This is a genomic window from uncultured Sphingosinicella sp. (assembly GCF_963974575.1).
Taxonomy (GTDB): domain Bacteria; phylum Pseudomonadota; class Alphaproteobacteria; order Sphingomonadales; family Sphingomonadaceae; genus Sphingosinicella.
In genome coordinates, this window is the sequence record NZ_CAXBBQ010000006.1 from 141,567 (window position 1) to 158,426 (window position 16,860).

Below are 16,860 nucleotides of genomic sequence, written 5' to 3' on the forward strand. Positions count from 1 at the left end.
GCTGAAGGTGCGAATTTTCAATCCATTTCGTGATCTATGGGGATCTGTAAGAGGATGCGGTATTCCGTGCGGGATACAAAGACGGTTCTGCGCCGGCTTGGAGTTAAAAAACTGAAGGCCTGAAAGATGAGCGATACGCCAGAGATCACTCTCCACGGCGCGGCACGCACCGTGACGGGCTCCTGCATGGAACTTCGCGTCGGCAAAAGTCGAATGCTGATCGATTGCGGCTTGTTTCAAGGATCACGCACGCTAGAGGCACTGAATGCCGAGACCTTCGGGTTCGATGCGGCACGCCTCGACGCTGTCATTGTCACCCACGCCCACATCGACCACAGTGGTCTTCTGCCTCGCCTGGCGCGCGAGGGATATACAGGACCCCTATGGTGCACAGCGCCCACCCGTGACCTCCTCGGCTGCATGTTGCCCGACGCGGGCCGCATTCAGGAAAGCGAAACGGAACGGCGCAACCGCCGCGCGGACCGCGCCGATGAGCCTCAGGCCGAGCCGATCTATACCGAGGAGGATGCGAAACAGGCCTGCGCGCTTGCAAGGCCCGTCGCCCTCGAACAGTGGTTCGAACCCATGCCGGGCGTCCGCGCCCGACTGTGGAACGCAGGCCATATCCTTGGTTCGGCTTCCGTCGAGATCGAAGCTGGCGGGACGCGCCTGCTGTTCTCCGGCGACATCGGCCCCGAACACAAGGCCTTCCACCCCGACCCGGAGGCCCCGCAGAACTTCGACCACGTCATCTGTGAAAGCACATACGGCAACCGTAGCCGTGAACACGTGATGATTGATGAGCGCCGCCGGTTGCTCCTCGCCGAGATCAAGGCCGCAATGACCCGCGGTGGCAACCTTGTCATTCCCGTATTCGCCCTGGAACGGACCCAGGAACTTCTGCTCGATGTAGCCATGCTTATCAACACCGGCCAACTGCCCCACACACAGGTCTTCATCGATTCGCCGCTCGCCAGCAAGACCACCGGTGTATTTGCACGTCATGCGGCCGAACTCGAAGACATGGGATCGGGCGAGATATTCCGGCACGCGGCGTTTCACTACGTCGGCAGCGCTTCCCAATCGATGAGGTTAAACAGCGTGTCCGGCGCCATCATCATGGCGGCTTCAGGCATGTGCGAAAGTGGCCGCGTCCGACATCACCTCCGACATAATCTGGGGCGCCGGGACTCAACCGTTCTGTTCGTTGGCTTCCAGGCAGTGGGAACGCTCGGGCGCACGATCATGGACGGCGCCGCCCGTGTCCGCATTTCCGGCCATGACGTGGCGGTGCGAGCGCAGATCCGGCGTCTCGACAGCTACTCCGCCCACGCCGACCAGACAGACATCTTGCGCTGGATCAATGATCGCCGGCCGATCGTCGGTAGCATCTTCCTGACACATGGAGAGGCGGACGCGATGGAAAGCCTGCGTCGGCTGTTGCAGCAAGAGGATGCGGCGGCCTCGATCATCACGCCGGAACTGGGCGAACGCTACGCCTTGCCGCCACGGGCGAAGGCGCGGCGCCTTTCGTGCGGGCGGATGGATATGGAATCCGTCGTGGGCCGCGACTGGCAGAACGCCTACGCGGACTTCGCCGTCAATCTGAAGCGCGAACTTTCTGAAATCGAAAGTGCGGCGGCGCGGCGCGAGGCAGTCGAGCGGATGCGTGCAGTGCTGCAATCGTACAAGGCGAACCGAATGAGCAGGAAAACGAGACACAAACTATAAAGGGAGAGCGGAAATGACGACCGGCGAATCCGCCGCGCAGTTGCGGCATCTGCTGCTTGCCACCGACCTCGGCGCTCGAAGCGATCGTGCGCTCGACAGGGCGGTGATGCTCGCGCGGGAATGGAATGCGAAGCTCACCGTCGTCCACGCCGTCGATCCAAATTACCACGTCCGCGACCTCCGCAGGGAGTGGAACTCCCCTTCCTGGCGTCGGCCGCCTGACCCGGTCAAGGCGGCGATGGGACGCATTCAGGCCGACCTTTTCGATCTCGACATTCCTCTGGATGTCATTGCTAAAAGCGGAGAGCCTTCCGAGGTCATTGTTCGGACAGCGGAACGTATCGGCGCAGATCTGATTGTGATCGGCATTGCGCGCGATGAGGCGCTCGGGCGCAAGCTCCTCGGCGATACGGTACACAAACTTGTCCAGAAGGCTCCGGCACCGCTCCTCATTGTTCGCAACCGCCCGAAGCGGATGTACGGCAAAATTGTCGTAGCGACCGATTTTTCGCCTGCCTCCGGCGTCGCGCTCAGCCACGCGGTCGCTTTCTTTCCCATGGCGGATTTCACGCTCTTCAACGGCTACTCCATACCATTTTCAGGCATACTCGACGCGTGGAACGTCCGCGATGAGTTTGATGAATGGGGTCAGAAGGCATGCGACAGATTCCTGTCGGAAGCGAAACTGCCTGAAGTGTTTGCCGCGCGCGCCACGCGCCTTATCGAGCCGGGAGAGCCGGAACGGCTTCTGAACGAGCTTGTCTCCGGCGGTCGCGTCGATCTTATGGCCTGCCACAGCAGCAACGGCCATGCATCTTGATCTTCAATTTGACGACCTTCCCGCCACGCGGCTGACGGAAGTGTGCATCATCGGCGCAGGCGCGGCGGGCATTGGTGTTGCCCGCCGCCTGCTCGCGCAGGGACGCAGCGTCGTCCTCCTCGAAAGCGGCGGCCTCGACTACGAGCCGGACACGGCGGACCTCGGTGCCGGGCGCAATGTCGGCGAAGACTATTACGACCTCGAGGATTCGCGCCTGCGCTTCTTCGGCGGCACAACGGCGATCTGGGGCGGCCGCTGCGCTGAGCTCGATCCCATCGATTTCGAGCGCCGCGACTGGGTGCCTCACTCGGGCTGGCCGATCTCCCGCGAAACGCTGGAGCCCTATTACCGCGAGGCATGGTCGGAACTGGGCTTTCCGCAAGGCCCGGATGGCGCTCAGGCCATGAAGGCCGCAGGCGTGCCGCTCCCGGACCTTGATCCCGCTCGACTTTCGCTCGGCACGTGGCAGTTCGATGAGCGTTTCAACCGCTTCACCTTCGATGCCTGCGCGGATCTCCGCGCGCATCCGCGCTGCACCATCATCACCCACGCCACCGTCACCCGCATCGCGGCAAGCGAAGGTCGCGCCATCACCCATGTCGAGGCGAAAAGCCTTTCCGGCCGCGGCATCCGCGTGCACGCCCGCCACTTCGTCCTCGCGGCGGGCGGCCTGGAAAACCCGCGCCTGCTGCTTGCCAACCGCCTCGGCAACGATCGCGATCTCGTCGGCCGCTTCTTCATGGAACACCCGCACGCACGCGGCGGGCGCGTTGTGGACGGCGACACATGGGCACTGCTGAAGGCCTTCGCGCGCCCACACCGCGTCGATGGCCGAAAGGTTGCCGCGCTCATCACGCCGAGCGCTGCACGGCAGGCGGAACGCCGCATCCTCAACACCTCGATGATCGTCGCCGGCCGCCAACCGGCGAGCGCCCACCAGTTCATCGGGATGCGCGCCTATTCGGGCCTCAAGCACAAAACGCCGCCGACGCGCGCCGGGCGCGGGCTCTGGATGCTCACCAAGCGCGCAGCCTCGTTCGTGCAGGAGCGCGCGGACCCCCTGCGCCCCTGGCTGCTTCACAAGATGGGCGGTCTCGATCTTGCGCTCCTCGTCCGCGCCGAGCAGGCGCCGAACCCGGACAGCCGCGTTCAGCTTGATACGGAAACGGACCCGCTTGGCGTCCCGCGCATCACGCTCGATTGGCGCCTCACCGAGCTCGACATCGAAAGCGTCGCCGTGCTCGCGCAGGATTTCGGGCATGAACTCGAACGCCTCGGCATGGGACGTGTCGAGATGGCGGAGTGGCTGCTCGGCAGCGGGCGCCGCTGGAGGACAGACCCGCTCATCAGTTCGCACCCCATCGGCGGCTATCACCATATCGGCACCACGCGCATGGCAGACAGCCCGGCGCAGGGCGTGTGCGACGCCGAAGGCCGCGTGCATGGCCATGCAAATCTCTACGTCGCCGGCAGTTCGCTGTTCCCCACCTCGGGCTGGGCAAATCCGACACTCACGATCGTCGCGCTCGCCAAGCGCACGGGGGATGCCGTGGCCGATAGGCTCAATCGCGCGCAGCCACAGCCCCTCCGCGAGCCGCAGCCGGCGGTTCGCCCGGCACGCGCAGTATCTGCGCGCCGGTGGTCGATCAGGCCAGAACTGGCCGCTGCCGTGATCTTCGGGCTCATGCTGGTGGGCGATCAGACGATGGACAACGAGTTCGACATGTTCCCCGATGCCGCGCCGATCGACGACACGGTTCCCGCAGCACCGACCTTTCAGACACCCGATGACCAAGAGGAGGATGATGAGGACCCGGCCACGAAGCAGACACGGGAGCCCGACAGCCCCTTGCCGCGGGCATGACCTATACGGCGCTATGACATTTGCGGGAATCCCCTGGATGAAGAACCCGATGTTCTTCGATGTCGACGACCTGCCGGCGGAATAAGCGTAATCAGGCGGCAGCTTGCGTGGCCGCGTCCGGCTCCCCTGCGCAGTAGCCCCCCCAGGCTTCCATAAGCTTACGGCGTTTCTCGAAGAGATCGCCGCGCCGATAAGCGGCCTCTGCCTTGTTGGGGATGGTATGCGCAAGTGCCATCTCGCAGACCTCATGCGGGAAGCCGGTTGTCTCCGAAGCCCAGTCCCGAAAGCTCGACCGGAAGCCATGCACCGTGACTCCGGCCTTCATGCGCCGCAGCAGCATCGACATCGCCATGATCGACAGCGGCTTGTCGGGAGACGTGCCGGAGAACACGAACCCCGTCTTGCCATCTTCATGAAGCGCCGAGACGATCGCCATCGCTTGCGGCGACAATGGAACGCGGTGTTCACGCCCCGCCTTCATGCGTCTGGCCGGCACGGTCCACACCGCCTTGTCGAGATCGATCTCAGGCCAGCGAGCGCCCAGCACTTCGCCCGAACGCCCCGCCGTCAGGATCGTGAATGCGAGTGCGCGTGCCGCCATCGCCGGTCGCTCGTCGAGTGACACCATGAACGTAGGGATCGCGTCATACGCCAGCGCCGTATGATGCCCGCGCGACAGGCGCTGCCGCTTGGGCAGCAGCTGGTCGAGATGCCCGCGCCAACGCGCCGGGTTTTCTCCGCCTCGGAAGCCCTTGGCCCGCGCAGCATCGAGCACGTTCTCGATGCGGCCGCGCAGCCGCTCGGCAGTCTCGGGCGTCCGTGCCCAGAGTGGTCGCAGCACTGAGAGCACATCCTCGGTACTGACCTCGTTGACCGGCAGGCTCCGGATTGGTTTGGCATAGACTGTCAGCGTCATCGTCCACTGCGCGGCGTGCTTGGCATTTCTCCAAGAGGGCCGCATCGTCTCGACATAACGGTCCGCCCATTCGCCGAAGCTCGGGATCTCGTTGTGGCGGATGCGCTCGGCCTTCGGATCCTTGCCCGACGCGATGGTTGCCCGCAGCTCGGCCGCCTTCGCCCGCGCGTCGGCTAGCGAAAGGTCGCGGGCGCTACCGAGCCCAAGCTCAGCGCGCTTTCCGAAGCGCGTATAGAGGAAAATCCAGCGCCGCCGGCTGCCATCGATCGACAGGTAAAGGCCGCCACCGTCGGCATGACGGCCATCCGTCTTCAGCTTCGCCACCTGCACTGCTGTCAGCCTGTTTAGCGTTCGCGACACTTTCGCCTCCCGGCCCCACTTTGGGCCCTACTTTCGGCCCCACTTTATGACCGGGATTAAGCGGGATGTCGAGAGACGCTCAGGGAACCGCGTTGCACTCAATATATTGATATATATATGTTTAGTGAAATCTCTTGGTAGAAATCGAACCCTCGTGAAACAGGCCATACGGCGGACACCCTGTCCGCCAATTTCTCGCGCAGACTCTCAGTGCTTTTGCTGTGTCATCCGGTCCACCCAGGCGATGCCGATCGCCGAGATGATGAAGACGGTGTGGATGATCGTCTGCCACAGCACGCCGGCCTCGGTGATGCGTGCGTTCGGCATCCCGATGTTGCTTGCCTCGATGAAGGTGCGCAGCAGGTGGATCGACGAGATGCCGATAATCGCCATCGCGAGCTTCACCTTGAGCACGCCCGCGTTCACGTGGCTCAGCCATTCTGGTTGGTCGGGATGGCCCTTGAGGCCCAGGCGAGAGACAAAGGTCTCATAACCGCCGACAATGACCATCACGAGCAGGTTCGAGATCATCACCACGTCGATGAGGCCGAGAACCAAAAGCATGATCTGCTGCTCGGTGAACTCCCAGCTGTGCATGACGAGGTGGTACAGCTCCTTCAGGAACAGGAGCACATAGACGCCCTGCGCGACGATGAGGCCCAGGTAGAGCGGCAGCTGCAGCCAGCGTGAGCTGAAGATGAGAAGCGGAAGCGGGCGGAGAGGCGACGATGCGCCTGAAGTGGGATCGGACATGCAAGCGGCCTACAAAGGACGCGGCGATTCTCCAAGGCCGTTCCGCTGCGGGAAACCCCGCGTTGCAAGCGCGCCCCCTCCCCGCCCGCTTCCGCGTTCCTACATGGGAACCCGAAGGCGGAAGGTTTGCCTCTTCCGCGCACAGGAGCATGAGACATGAAGACGATCACAACGCGCCACACCAACGAACAGCCCCACTGGGTGGGCGACGGCTTTCCGGTGCGCTCGCTGATCTCCTACCACGCGCAGGGCAGCGCGATCAGCCCGTTCCTGCTGCTCGACTACGCAGGCCCGCACGTGTTCGAACCTGCCGAAACCCCGCGCGGCGTGGGCACCCACCCGCACCGCGGCTTCGAGACGGTCACAATCGTCTACGACGGCGAGGTTGAGCACAAGGATTCCGCCGGGAACGGCGGCGTCATCGGCCCCGGCGACGTGCAGTGGATGACGGCGGCCGGCGGCGTGCTCCACGAGGAGTTCCACTCGAAGGGCTTCACGCGCGCGGGCGGGCCGTTCCGCATGGTTCAGCTGTGGGTGAACCTGCCTGCGAAGGACAAGATGGCGGCCCCCGGCTACCAGTCGATCGTGGACGCGGACATTCCGGTCGTCGACCTCGACGGCGGCAAGGCGCGGATCATTGCGGGCACGCTCGGCGGCAAGACCGGCCCGGCGCGGACGTTTACCCCGGTCAACGTCTGGGACGTGCGGCTGGATGATGGCGCGGACGTGACGCTCGACCTGCCCGAAGGCCACACGACGCTTGTCGTCGTGCTGTCCGGCCGGGTGCTGGTGAACGGCGAGGATGCGGCAAGCGCTGAAGTGCTGGAGCTGAGCCGGACGGGAACCACCGCGCGGTTCACGGCGGAGGCCGAAACCACGCTGCTCGTGCTCACCGGCGAGCCGATCGATGAACCGATCGTCGGCTACGGTCCGTTCGTGATGAACAGCGAGGCGGATATCCGCACCGCCATCGACGACTTCAACAGCGGTCGCTTCGGCCGGATGGCTGCGGCATAGTGGAAGGGAGGCAGGCGCGCACCGTCTGCCTCCCTTTTCCCGCTTCAGGAGGCGACATGGCCGAAATCACGATTGCGCGCGTCACCGCCGACATCGGCACGGACGACTACAGGGTCGATGTGCGTGCCGGGCATCATACGTTCGTGTCCGACGAGCCCGAGAAAATGGGTGGCAAGGACGCGGGGCCGGCACCGTTCCAGCTTCTGCTCGCCGCGCTCGGATCGTGCACGGCGATCACGCTGCGCATGTATGCCAAGCGCAAGGACTGGCCGCTCGAACGCGCCGAGGTCGCGATGCGGCACCTGAAGGATGGCGATACCGCGCGGATCGAGCGTGTGCTGACGCTGACCGGCGACCTTTCAGAAGAGCAGCGCGCGCGGCTCGCGGACATCGCCGAGCGCACGCCGGTGACGCTCGCGATCAAGAACGGCGTGCCCGTCAAAACGACGCTCAGCGGATCCTGACAACGGCCTTGCCGATGAGCGTCCCGGCCGCCATCGCAGCGAACGCCTCATCGGCGCGCCCAAGCGGCACCTCCATACCGATGAGCGGCCGGTAACGACCGGATTCGACGAGGGCATCGATCTCCGCGCGGACCCTTACACCGCCGGCCGGATCGCGGCGACCGAACTCCCCGGCGCGCACGCCGACGATCTCGATCCCCTTGATGAGCGCGAAGTTGAGTGCGAACGGTTGAGGGATACCGCCCGCAAAGCCGATCAGCAGATAACGCCCGTTCCAGCGCAGCGTGCGCACCGCGGACGTGAACAGTGCGCCGCCGACCGGATCAAACACGACATCGACGCGGTCCTTCAGCACCGAAAAGTCGGGCGCGGTGCGGTCGATCAGGAGAGTTTCATCGGCGCCCGCAGCACGGGCGGCTGCGCATTTCCGTTCATCGGACGCGGCGGCGATCACATGCACGCCGAGCGCCCTCCCCATCGCGACCGCCGCAAGCCCCATGCCGCCGCCCGCGCCCGTCACCAACAGAGTCTCGCCGCTGGCGATGCGTCCGCGCTCCCTGAGCCCGACCCATGCGGTGAGCGCGCCGACCGCGTAGGACGCCGCTTCCGCATCCGAGCATCCACGGGGCGCGAGGGGCACGCTTTCTGCGCCGAGCGTGATCGCTTCGGCAAGACACCCGGAACGCGCCCCGACGACAACACGCTGCCCCACCCGCGCTTCATCGACGCCGGCGCCCGTGGTGGTGACGATGCCGACAGCTTCGATGCCCGGGACGAACGGAAGCGCCGGCTTGAACTGATATCCGCCGGCCAGCATAAGGAGATCGGGGAAATTGAGCGCCGCCGCGGACAGCGCAACGCGCACCTCACCCGGCGCGGGAGGCGGCGCATCAGGCCACGCAGCCTCGAATCGCAATCCTGAACGATCGTTGCTCAGTTGATGGCAAACCCACGCCTTCATCCCGCTCCATCCCTTCGACTTGATGGCTTGCCCCGGATGACGGCGCGGGGGAAGTTCGAAATGGTTTCAGCGCTGGGAGAAGCTCGGCGCGTTCAGCACCTCCAGCTTGATGCCGTCGGGGTCCTCGAAGAACACCGCGTAATAATCCGCCGAATATTCGGGATAGAGCGCGGGCGCATCAAGGATACGCACGCCTGCATCGTGGAGCAGCGCGTGGATGCGGTCCACCTCCACCCGGTTATCCACCGACCATGCAAGATGATGGATCCCGGGGGCATAGCGTTCGTGCGCGCCGGAAACGCGCGCCTGCTTGAGCCCAACCGAAGCGAAACCCTGCGGCGTGCGGATATCCCACTCGCACTCGCCATCATCGCGCACGCACATGTAGCCGAGCGCATCCAGCAGCAGGCCGTAGACGCGTTTCGACGCCGCGAGATCGCTCGCGTTCAAATCGATGTGATGAATGAGCCCGTTCACGGCGGCGTGTCCCTAGTGGAGCCGCCGCCGCGCAGGGCTTACTTCTTGCCGAGCGTGAGCCCGCCGAAGCGCTTGTTGAAGCGCGCGACGCGGCCGCCGGTATCGAGCATCTTCGAGTTACCGCCGGTCCAGGCCGGGTGCGTCGTCGGATCGATTTCGAGGAGGAGCGTGTCGCCCTCCTTGCCCCACGTCGAACGCGACTGATAGGTCGTCCCGTCGGTCATCTGCACCGTGATGGTGTGATAGTCGGGATGGATGTTCTGCTTCACTGGACTGCTCCGATGTCTGCCGCTGGTTTCCGACCAGCAGCCGGGAAAGCGGCGCCAATAACCGACACGCGCGCCACTTGCAAGCCGGACCGCAAGGGACTAAGGCCCGCCCCGTGATGTGGTGCCCCGGAAACGGGGATAAAAGGGAAGCCGGTCGAAAACCGGCGCTGTGCCCGCAACTGTAGGCGGATAGCCTGCATGTCGAAATGCCACTGGGAAGGCCCGAAAGCCCGACCGGGAAGGCGACATGCAAGGCGATGACCCGCAAGCCAGGAAACCTGCCATGTCTGTCGTCCACGCCCGGCCGGGTCCAGCCGATCGCGTGCGAGCAGTCATGCCCGCTGTGACGATGTGTGAACATAGTCATGGAGGTTATTATGATTGCTGTATTTCTTCTTTCCGCTGCTGCGATTGTCGATGACGGAACGCTGGTCGTTTCCGCCGCGCGGGAACCGGTTGCCTACGGCGAAACCGGCGGCGCGCTGACGGTGATTGACGGCGCGACGATCGAGGCTGTCGCCGTGCCGCAGCTCGTTGACGTCCTGCGCCTGTCGCCGGGCGTGTCCGTCGCGCGTTCCGGTCCCACGGGTGCGCAAACTCAGGTGCGCGTCCGCGGTTCGGAAGCCAACCATACGCTCGTCTTCATCGACGGGATCGCCATGAATGACCCGGCCACCTCCGGCGAGTTCCGCTGGGAAACGCTCGGATCCGACGGAATTGCGCGCGCTGAAGTGCTGCGCGGACCGCAATCGGCGCTGTGGGGATCAGAAGCGATCGGCGGTGTCGTCTCCGTGACATCGGCGGAACCGACCGATGGCACGCGGATTTTCGGCCGCGCCGAATATGGCTCGTTCGGGACGCTCCACGCCGCCGGCGGCGCCGGGATCGGCAACGAGAAAGGCGGTATCCTCGTTCAATCGAGCTGGTACGATACCAAGGGCACCGACAGCTTCGGCGGCGGGATCAAGGAACGCGACGGTTATGAATCGCTGATGCTGTCCGCGAAAGCCTCCGTCCGGCCGACCGAGAACGGCGAACTCGGCCTCGTCGTTCGCCACACCAATTCGCTGAGCGAATTCGACGGCTCCAACAGCTTTTTCGTGCGCGACGACACGCTCGACAACACGCGCATACGGGCGACCGCGATGCGCGGCTTCGGTCGCGTCGACACGCTGGATGGCCGCTGGCGGCACGAGATCTTCGGCAGCTTCGTGACGACCGACAACATCAACCGTGACGACGACTCGTATCTCAACCGCACCGACGCGGACGTGTTCGAGACCGGCTACCAGACAGGCATCGACTTCGGCAGCGAAGCCCTTCGCCACCGGGTGACCGGCGCCATCGAGTATCGCACGCAGCGTTTCCGGGCTGACGACGACGCGTATTTCGGCGGCACCAACCAGCGCGTCTCGCGCGATCGCACCAGCTTCGTGCTCGACTACGGACTCACGGCGGGCGGCCTCACCCTGGGCGCCAGCGTCCGCCAGGACGAGAACGACGCATTCAAGGACGCAACGACGTGGCGCGCGTCCGGCCGATACACGCTCGAAAACGGCTTCACCGTCCACGCGAGCGCGGGCAAGGGCGTGACGGATCCGACCTTCACGGAGATGTTCGGCTTTTTCCCCGGCAGCTTCGTCGGCAATCCGAACCTGACACCCGAACGCTCGATCGGCTGGGATGCGGGTGTCGGATATCGCAAGGACGCGTTTTCGGCGGACGTGACGTGGTTCCAGGCCAACCTGGAGGACGAGATCGTCTCGACCTTCGATTCCGTGACCTTCCTCTCCAGCGTCGCCAACGCGAGCGGAAAGAGCAAGCGCAAGGGCATCGAGGCGTCATTTGATGCGAAGCCCCTCGCCTGGCTGACGCTCGGCGGCAGCTATACCTGGCTCGACGCGAAGGAAGCGAAGGTCGCAGGCGCGGCAAAGCTGCGCGAGGCCCGGCGTCCCCGGCACAGCGGCAGCCTGCTGGCGACCGCCGATCTGGGCGCCGCCTCGGTCACGTTCGCGGCAAACTATGTCGGCAACCGCAAGGATACGGACTTCGACAGCTTCCCAGCACGTGTCGTGACGCTGAAGGACTATGTGCTCGCCTCGCTTTCTGGCCGCGTGAAGCTGGGCGGCGACTTCGAGCTGACGGGGCGCATCGAGAACCTGTTCGATGCGACCTATGAAGACGCCTACGGATACCGGACGCAGGGCATCTCCGCGTTCGGCGGTATCCGCGTGAAATGGGGCGGTTGATCGCCCTTCTTGCTGTGCTCGCCTTCGCCGCCACGGCGGCGGAGGCGGGAACACCTGCGCGCGTCGCCTCTCTCGGGCTTTGCACGGATGAACTGGTGCTGCTGCTGGCCGAGCCGGATCAGCTCGTGTCCGTTTCGTTCCTGGGGCACGACCGTCGCGAGACGCCGCTCGCCCCCAAGGCGCGCGGGCTGCACAGCAATGATGGCCGCTTCAGCTCAGTCGCGCACCTGAAGCCCGATCTTGTCATCACCGGCGGCGCAGTGAACCGCTTCGCGCGCGAACTCGCCGAGCGGACCGGAACGCGCGTGGTCGATGTGCCGCCGCCGCTGACGCTTGCCGAGCTTCGGAACAATATTCGAACGGTCGCCGCCGTGCTCGGGCATCCGGCACGCGGCGCGGCGCTGATCGGCTGGATGGAAACAAAACTGGGCGCCGCCCCTGCCAATGCCCACGACGCGCTGATGGTCGTTGCAGGCGGGCTGACGCCCGACGTGCATTCGATCGCCGCCGAACTTCTCGCACACGCGGGCATTCGGCAGATGGTGATGCCGTCCAGCCGCGTCACGCTCGAAGGGCTTGTGGCCGCGCCACCTCCCCTCCTCATCCTCAGCCGTTACCGCGCCGACCAATTTTCGCTTCCGCAGGATTGGCTCGGAACCGCGACACATCTTTCGGGCCGGAAGCCTGCCTATGTCGACGGGCGGTTCTGGGCCTGCCCCGGTCCGCTTGCCGCGGCTGATGTCGCACGGCTTCGCGCGGAGATCGCACAATGAACGCGGGGCGTCTTTGCCTGATCCTCGGCGTGGTGCTGGTCGTCGTGGCCGCCGCGTCGCTGCTGATCGGCGACGTGCCGATCCTCAGTCTCATGAAGCGCGACCCGGCGCTTGCCCAGATGCTCATCGTCGAGCTTCGATTGCCGCGGCTGGTCCTTGCGGCTTCGGCGGGCGCGGCGCTGGGGCTCTCAGGTGCGGCGCTCCAGGGACTTCTGCGCAATCCCCTCGCCTCTCCCGACATTCTCGGCACCTCGGCGGGCGCGGCGCTTGGCGCAGTCATTTCGGCCTATTTCCTCGGGCTTGCGGGAACGCTCGCGATGGCAGGCGGCGGCATTGCCGGGGCGCTCATCGCGCTTCTTCTGCTACTGGCGCTAGCCGGGCGCGGGGCATCCTCGGCAACCTTGATCCTTGCCGGGGTCGCGATCTCGGCACTCGGCGGGGCGATGATGAACCTGGCGCTCGCGCTCGCGCCTTCGCCGTTCGCCTTCTACGACATCATGTTCTGGCTGCTCGGCTCGTTCGCCGACCGCAATCTCGGCCACGTGAGCGTCGGCCTTCCCGCCATGCTCGCGGGAAGCCTGCTCGTGCTTTCGGCGGCGCGCGGGCTCGACGCTCTGGCGCTCGGCGAGGATGTCGCTGCAACGCTGGGCTACGACGTCCGCGCGATGCGCTGGCGGATCGTGGGCGGCAGCGCCGTCGCCGTGGGCGGGGCGGTCGCGGTGGCGGGGATCATCGGCTTCGTCGGGCTGATCGTGCCGCATCTGGTGCGACCGCTGGTGCGGAATCGCCCCGGCCCGGCCTTGCTGCCGAGCGCTCTCGGCGGCGCGGCGCTGCTGGTGGCGGCGGATATCGTCACGCGCTTTCCGCTGAACGGAAAGACGCTGCCGATCGGCGTGGTGACAGCGATGCTCGGAGCCCCGTTCTTCCTGTGGTTGATCCTGTCGCGGCGCGGAGTGCCGTCATGAGCGGTCTCGTCGCAACCGCAATCGCGCGTCCGCACCTGACAGGCGTGATCGATCTTGCCGTTGCCCGCGGCGAGGTCGTCGGCCTTGTCGGGCCGAACGGATCGGGCAAGACGACGCTGCTGCGCGCGCTCGCGGGGCTGACCGCCGGGTACGGGACGATCACTGCCGACGGGCGATCGTTTGACGCCATGACGTCACGCGAACGGGCGCGTCATATCGCCTATATGCCCTCCGGTCGGCGCGTCGACTGGCCGATGCGCGCGGACGATATCGTGGCGCTTTCAGGCGCGGGCGAGGCCGATGTGGCGGAAGCGCTCGCGCGGGTCGGCATGCAGGCGTTCGCATCGCGCCAAGTGGATACGCTCTCGACCGGTGAACGCGCGCGCGTGCTGCTGGCGCGCGTGCTGGCGAGCCGTGCGGACTGGCTTCTACTCGACGAGCCGACGGCAAACCTCGATCCGGGGCATGAGCTGGACGTGCTGGCGCTGCTGCGCGCGGAGGCGACACATGGTGCGGGTGTGCTGGCGTCGTTCCACAATCTCACGCTTGCGGAGGCGCACTGCGACCGGTGCGTGCTGATGGCGGACGGGCGGATCGTGGCAGAAGGCGTGCCCTCAGCCGTGCTGACCGAAACGAACCTTGCCGCTGTCTACGGGATCGCGCGCGACGGGGCAGGCTGGCGACGAAACGCATCCTGAACGAGTGACGTCATGCGGGCGACATCGCTCCTCAGCGCCATGGCGACGGGGCTTTGCAGGACGGCGAGCGTCCGCGTGCGGTCGAAGCCGGACAAGCGCCGCTTGACGATGCCAGGCGCAGCATAGGACGCGGGCATCACTGTGACGCCGAGGCCGGCGGCGACCATGGCGAGCGCCCGTTCCTCCTGCACCGTGCGGTAGGCAAGCGGCGGCCGGACGCCGTGCCCGGTGAAGTGCCGACTGACCTCGCTGAGCACCTCGCAGCGGCGGCGGATGACCATCGGCGTGCTGTGCAAGGCGTCCGACGGCACCGGATCCTGGCCTGCGAGCGGATGGCCTTCGGGCATCATCAGCAGATAGGGCTCCTCCCCCACCACGACCGGCGAATATTTCTCCGTGCCCGCGCGCATCAGGGTCAGCGCCATGTCGACGCGGCCTTGGTCGAGGCGGGTGACCAGTTCAGCATCACTGCCCTCGACGATCTCAAGACCATTGGCGCCGTCGATGGATTGCCAGTCGCGCACCAGCCGTTCGCCGATGCTGGCGGGAACGGTGTGCAGCAGGCCGAGACGCAGCGCCCGGCGTCGCGCCGGTTCACCGATTTCGCCAAGCGCGGCGTTATATTCCTGCATGATGTTGCGCGCGCGCTGAAGAAAGCGTGCTCCAGCCTCGGTCAGCTCGACACGCCGGGCGGAGCGCAGGAACAGCGAGACGCCGAGCTCGCGTTCCAGCTTGGCGACACCGGCGGAAAGCGTCGGCTGTGTGACGTTCACGCGCGCCGCCGCCGCAGTGAAGCTGCCGGTCTCGACGATCGCGAGGAAGTAACGCAAGAGATAGCCGTCAATCATAGATGCCATCTATGCGAAACCGAAGGCGCATTCAATTAAGACCGAATCCCTCCCGCGTGCTATTGCCCCTCTGAACGAAGCTGAGGGGATGATCGACCGATGGCCGTAGTCGGCACGCAGGCGAATACTATCGACCCGGAATTCAAGGCAAACGCAGAGGCAATGCAGGCGCTCGTCGCGGATCTGCGCGAACGCTCGGCGCAGATCGCGCTCGGCGGCAATGCGGACTCGCGTGAGCGGCACACGTCGCGCGGCAAGCTGCTGCCCCGTGAGCGCGTGGAGCGCCTGCTCGACCCCGGCACCGCCTTTCTCGAACTCTCGCTGTTCGCCGGTCATGACGTCTACGAGGACGACATTCCCGCCGCGGGCGTGATCGCAGGCGTCGGCCAGATCGCCGGACGCACCTGCGTGATCGTGTGCAACGACGCCACGGTGAAGGGCGGCACGTATTATCCGCTGACCGTGAAGAAGCACCTGCGCGCGCAGGAAGTGGCGCGGCAGAACCGGCTGCCCTGTGTGTACCTCGTCGATTCCGGCGGCGCGAACCTCCCGAACCAGGACGAAGTGTTCCCCGACCGCGACCACTTCGGGCGCATCTTCTACAATCAGGCGACCATGTCCGCTGAAGGCATCGCCCAGATCGCGGTGGTGATGGGCAGCTGCACGGCTGGCGGCGCCTATGTGCCCGCCATGTCCGACGAGAGCATCATCGTGCGTAACCAAGGCACGATCTTCCTCGGCGGCCCGCCGCTGGTGAAAGCTGCGACCGGCGAGGAAGTGACGGCGGAGGACCTTGGCGGCGGCGATGTGCACGCGCGCATCTCCGGCGTGGTCGACCACCTCGCGAACGACGACGCGCACGCGCTTTCGATCGCGCGGAACATCGTCGCCACCCTGCCCGCGCCGCGCGTACCGGAAATCGCCGTGCGGGCACCAAAGCCGCCGCGCCACGACCCTTCGCAGATTTACGGCCTGATCCCCGCCGACACGCGGCATCCGGTGGACGTGCGCGAGATCATCGCGCGCATCGTCGACGACAGCGTGCTCGACGAGTTCAAGGCGCTGTATGGCGAAACGCTCGTCACCGGCTTCGCGCATATCGAAGGCTATCCCGTCGGTATCGTCGCCAACAACGGCATCCTGTTTTCGGAAAGCGCACAGAAAGGCGCGCACTTCATTGAGTTGTGCTGCCAGCGCAAGGTGCCGCTCCTGTTCCTGCAGAACATCTCCGGCTTCATGGTCGGCAGGCGCTACGAGAACGAAGGCATCGCGCGGCACGGCGCGAAGATGGTGACGGCGGTCGCCTGCGCTGCGGTGCCGAAGTTCACCGTGGTGATCGGCGGCAGCTTCGGCGCGGGAAACTACGGCATGTGCGGCCGCGCCTATTCGCCCCGCTTCCTGTGGATGTGGCCGAACGCGCGCATTTCCGTGATGGGCGGCGAGCAGGCGGCGTCAGTGCTCGCCACCGTGAAACGCGGTGGCTTCAAGACCAAGGCCGAGGAAGAGGCGTTCAAGGCGCCCATCCGCGACCAGTACGAGAAACAGGGCCATCCCTATTACGCCAGCGCCCGCCTGTGGGACGACGGCATCATCGACCCCGCCGACACGCGTACGGTCGTCGCGCTCGGGCTCGCCGCATCGCTGAACGCGCCGGTGCCCGAGACGCGCTTCGGCACGTTCCGGATGTGAGGCGGC

16 protein-coding genes and 1 riboswitch are annotated in these 16,860 nt (G+C 65.6%); of the genes, 10 read left to right on the forward strand and 6 right to left on the reverse strand.

Translation table 11 applies throughout. From position 1 onward, the window contains the following. Positions 1-186 precede the first annotated feature (186 nt). From AAC014_RS12535 to AAC014_RS12545, 3 genes are read left to right on the forward strand one after another with little or no spacing between them, the layout of a single operon-like run. Positions 187-1,731: an MBL fold metallo-hydrolase gene (locus AAC014_RS12535; RefSeq protein WP_339708983.1), complete on the forward strand. Its 1,545-nt coding sequence runs from the start codon at positions 187-189 to the stop codon at positions 1,729-1,731. Between the two features lie 13 nt (positions 1,732-1,744). Continuing rightward, positions 1,745-2,551, forward strand: a complete 807-nt coding sequence (locus tag AAC014_RS12540) for a universal stress protein (RefSeq protein WP_339708985.1) — start codon at positions 1,745-1,747, stop codon at positions 2,549-2,551. Then, the gene (locus AAC014_RS12545; protein WP_339708987.1) at positions 2,541-4,415 is read left to right on the forward strand and encodes a GMC family oxidoreductase; all 1,875 of its coding nucleotides are present in this window, start codon (positions 2,541-2,543) and stop codon (positions 4,413-4,415) included. The genes AAC014_RS12540 and AAC014_RS12545 overlap by 11 nt, the downstream gene beginning before the upstream one ends. A 91-nt stretch (positions 4,416-4,506) precedes the next feature. Here the strand turns inward: AAC014_RS12545 and AAC014_RS12550 are convergent, their stop codons facing one another. Then, positions 4,507-5,691: an integrase arm-type DNA-binding domain-containing protein gene (locus AAC014_RS12550; RefSeq protein ID WP_339708989.1), complete on the reverse strand. Its 1,185-nt coding sequence runs from the start codon at positions 5,689-5,691 to the stop codon at positions 4,507-4,509. A 207-nt stretch (positions 5,692-5,898) separates the two neighbouring features. Continuing rightward, a complete protein-coding gene (locus AAC014_RS12555) occupies positions 5,899-6,444 on the reverse strand; it encodes a TIGR00645 family protein (protein ID WP_339708991.1) in 546 nt (181 codons plus the stop codon). Between the two features lie 156 nt (positions 6,445-6,600). Here AAC014_RS12555 and AAC014_RS12560 point away from each other — a divergent pair, with 156 nt between their 5' ends. Both AAC014_RS12560 and AAC014_RS12565 read left to right on the forward strand, forming a co-directional pair. Next, the gene (locus AAC014_RS12560) at positions 6,601-7,461 is read left to right on the forward strand and encodes a pirin family protein (RefSeq protein ID WP_339708993.1); all 861 of its coding nucleotides are present in this window, start codon (positions 6,601-6,603) and stop codon (positions 7,459-7,461) included. A 56-nt stretch (positions 7,462-7,517) separates the two neighbouring features. Further along, positions 7,518-7,925, forward strand: a complete 408-nt coding sequence (locus tag AAC014_RS12565; RefSeq protein ID WP_339708995.1) for an OsmC family protein — start codon at positions 7,518-7,520, stop codon at positions 7,923-7,925. Here AAC014_RS12565 and AAC014_RS12570 read toward each other — a convergent pair. The 3 genes from AAC014_RS12570 to rpmE all read right to left on the reverse strand — a co-directional run bounded on the left by AAC014_RS12570 (position 7,912) and on the right by rpmE (position 9,632). Further along, positions 7,912-8,886 carry a zinc-binding dehydrogenase gene (locus tag AAC014_RS12570; protein ID WP_339708997.1) on the reverse strand — a complete coding sequence of 325 codons (975 nt, stop codon included), beginning with the start codon at positions 8,884-8,886 and terminating at the stop codon, positions 7,912-7,914. The two genes, AAC014_RS12565 and AAC014_RS12570, sit on opposite strands and share 14 nt — an antisense overlap. 66 nt (positions 8,887-8,952) lie before the next feature. Beyond that, entirely contained in the window at positions 8,953-9,363 is a 411-nt protein-coding gene (locus AAC014_RS12575) for a VOC family protein (protein WP_339708999.1), read from the reverse strand. Positions 9,364-9,401: 38 nt separating this feature from the next. After that, on the reverse strand, positions 9,402-9,632 hold the full coding sequence (gene rpmE / locus AAC014_RS12580; protein WP_339709001.1) for a 50S ribosomal protein L31: 231 nt from the start codon (positions 9,630-9,632) through the stop codon (positions 9,402-9,404). A 102-nt stretch (positions 9,633-9,734) separates the two neighbouring features. After that, positions 9,735-9,933: riboswitch (cobalamin riboswitch) on the forward strand. A 76-nt stretch (positions 9,934-10,009) separates the two neighbouring features. On the opposite strand from rpmE, the gene AAC014_RS12585 reads away from it, so the two are divergent. The 4 genes from AAC014_RS12585 to AAC014_RS12600 are packed head-to-tail and all read left to right on the forward strand — an operon-like array spanning position 10,010 to position 14,317. Further along, complete coding sequence (locus tag AAC014_RS12585; protein WP_339709003.1) at positions 10,010-11,881, forward strand: TonB-dependent receptor; 1,872 nt, start codon at positions 10,010-10,012, stop codon at positions 11,879-11,881. Next, on the forward strand, positions 11,869-12,654 hold the full coding sequence (locus tag AAC014_RS12590; protein WP_339709005.1) for an ABC transporter substrate-binding protein: 786 nt from the start codon (positions 11,869-11,871) through the stop codon (positions 12,652-12,654). Before AAC014_RS12585 ends, AAC014_RS12590 begins: the two co-directional genes overlap by 13 nt. Continuing rightward, positions 12,651-13,619 carry an iron ABC transporter permease gene (locus AAC014_RS12595; RefSeq protein ID WP_339709007.1) on the forward strand — a complete coding sequence of 323 codons (969 nt, stop codon included), beginning with the start codon at positions 12,651-12,653 and terminating at the stop codon, positions 13,617-13,619. The genes AAC014_RS12590 and AAC014_RS12595 overlap by 4 nt, the downstream gene beginning before the upstream one ends. Next, positions 13,616-14,317 (forward strand): ABC transporter ATP-binding protein, encoded by a 702-nt coding sequence (locus AAC014_RS12600; protein ID WP_339709009.1) that lies wholly within the window; start codon positions 13,616-13,618, stop codon positions 14,315-14,317. The genes AAC014_RS12595 and AAC014_RS12600 overlap by 4 nt, the downstream gene beginning before the upstream one ends. Here AAC014_RS12600 and AAC014_RS12605 read toward each other — a convergent pair. Beyond that, positions 14,269-15,165 (reverse strand): LysR family transcriptional regulator, encoded by an 897-nt coding sequence (locus tag AAC014_RS12605; protein WP_339709011.1) that lies wholly within the window; start codon positions 15,163-15,165, stop codon positions 14,269-14,271. The genes AAC014_RS12600 and AAC014_RS12605 overlap by 49 nt on opposite strands. A gap of 99 nt (positions 15,166-15,264) precedes the next feature. Between AAC014_RS12605 and AAC014_RS12610 the strand changes: the two genes are divergently transcribed. Then, entirely contained in the window at positions 15,265-16,854 is a 1,590-nt protein-coding gene (locus AAC014_RS12610; RefSeq protein ID WP_339709013.1) for a carboxyl transferase domain-containing protein, read from the forward strand. Positions 16,855-16,860: the final 6 nt, after the last annotated feature.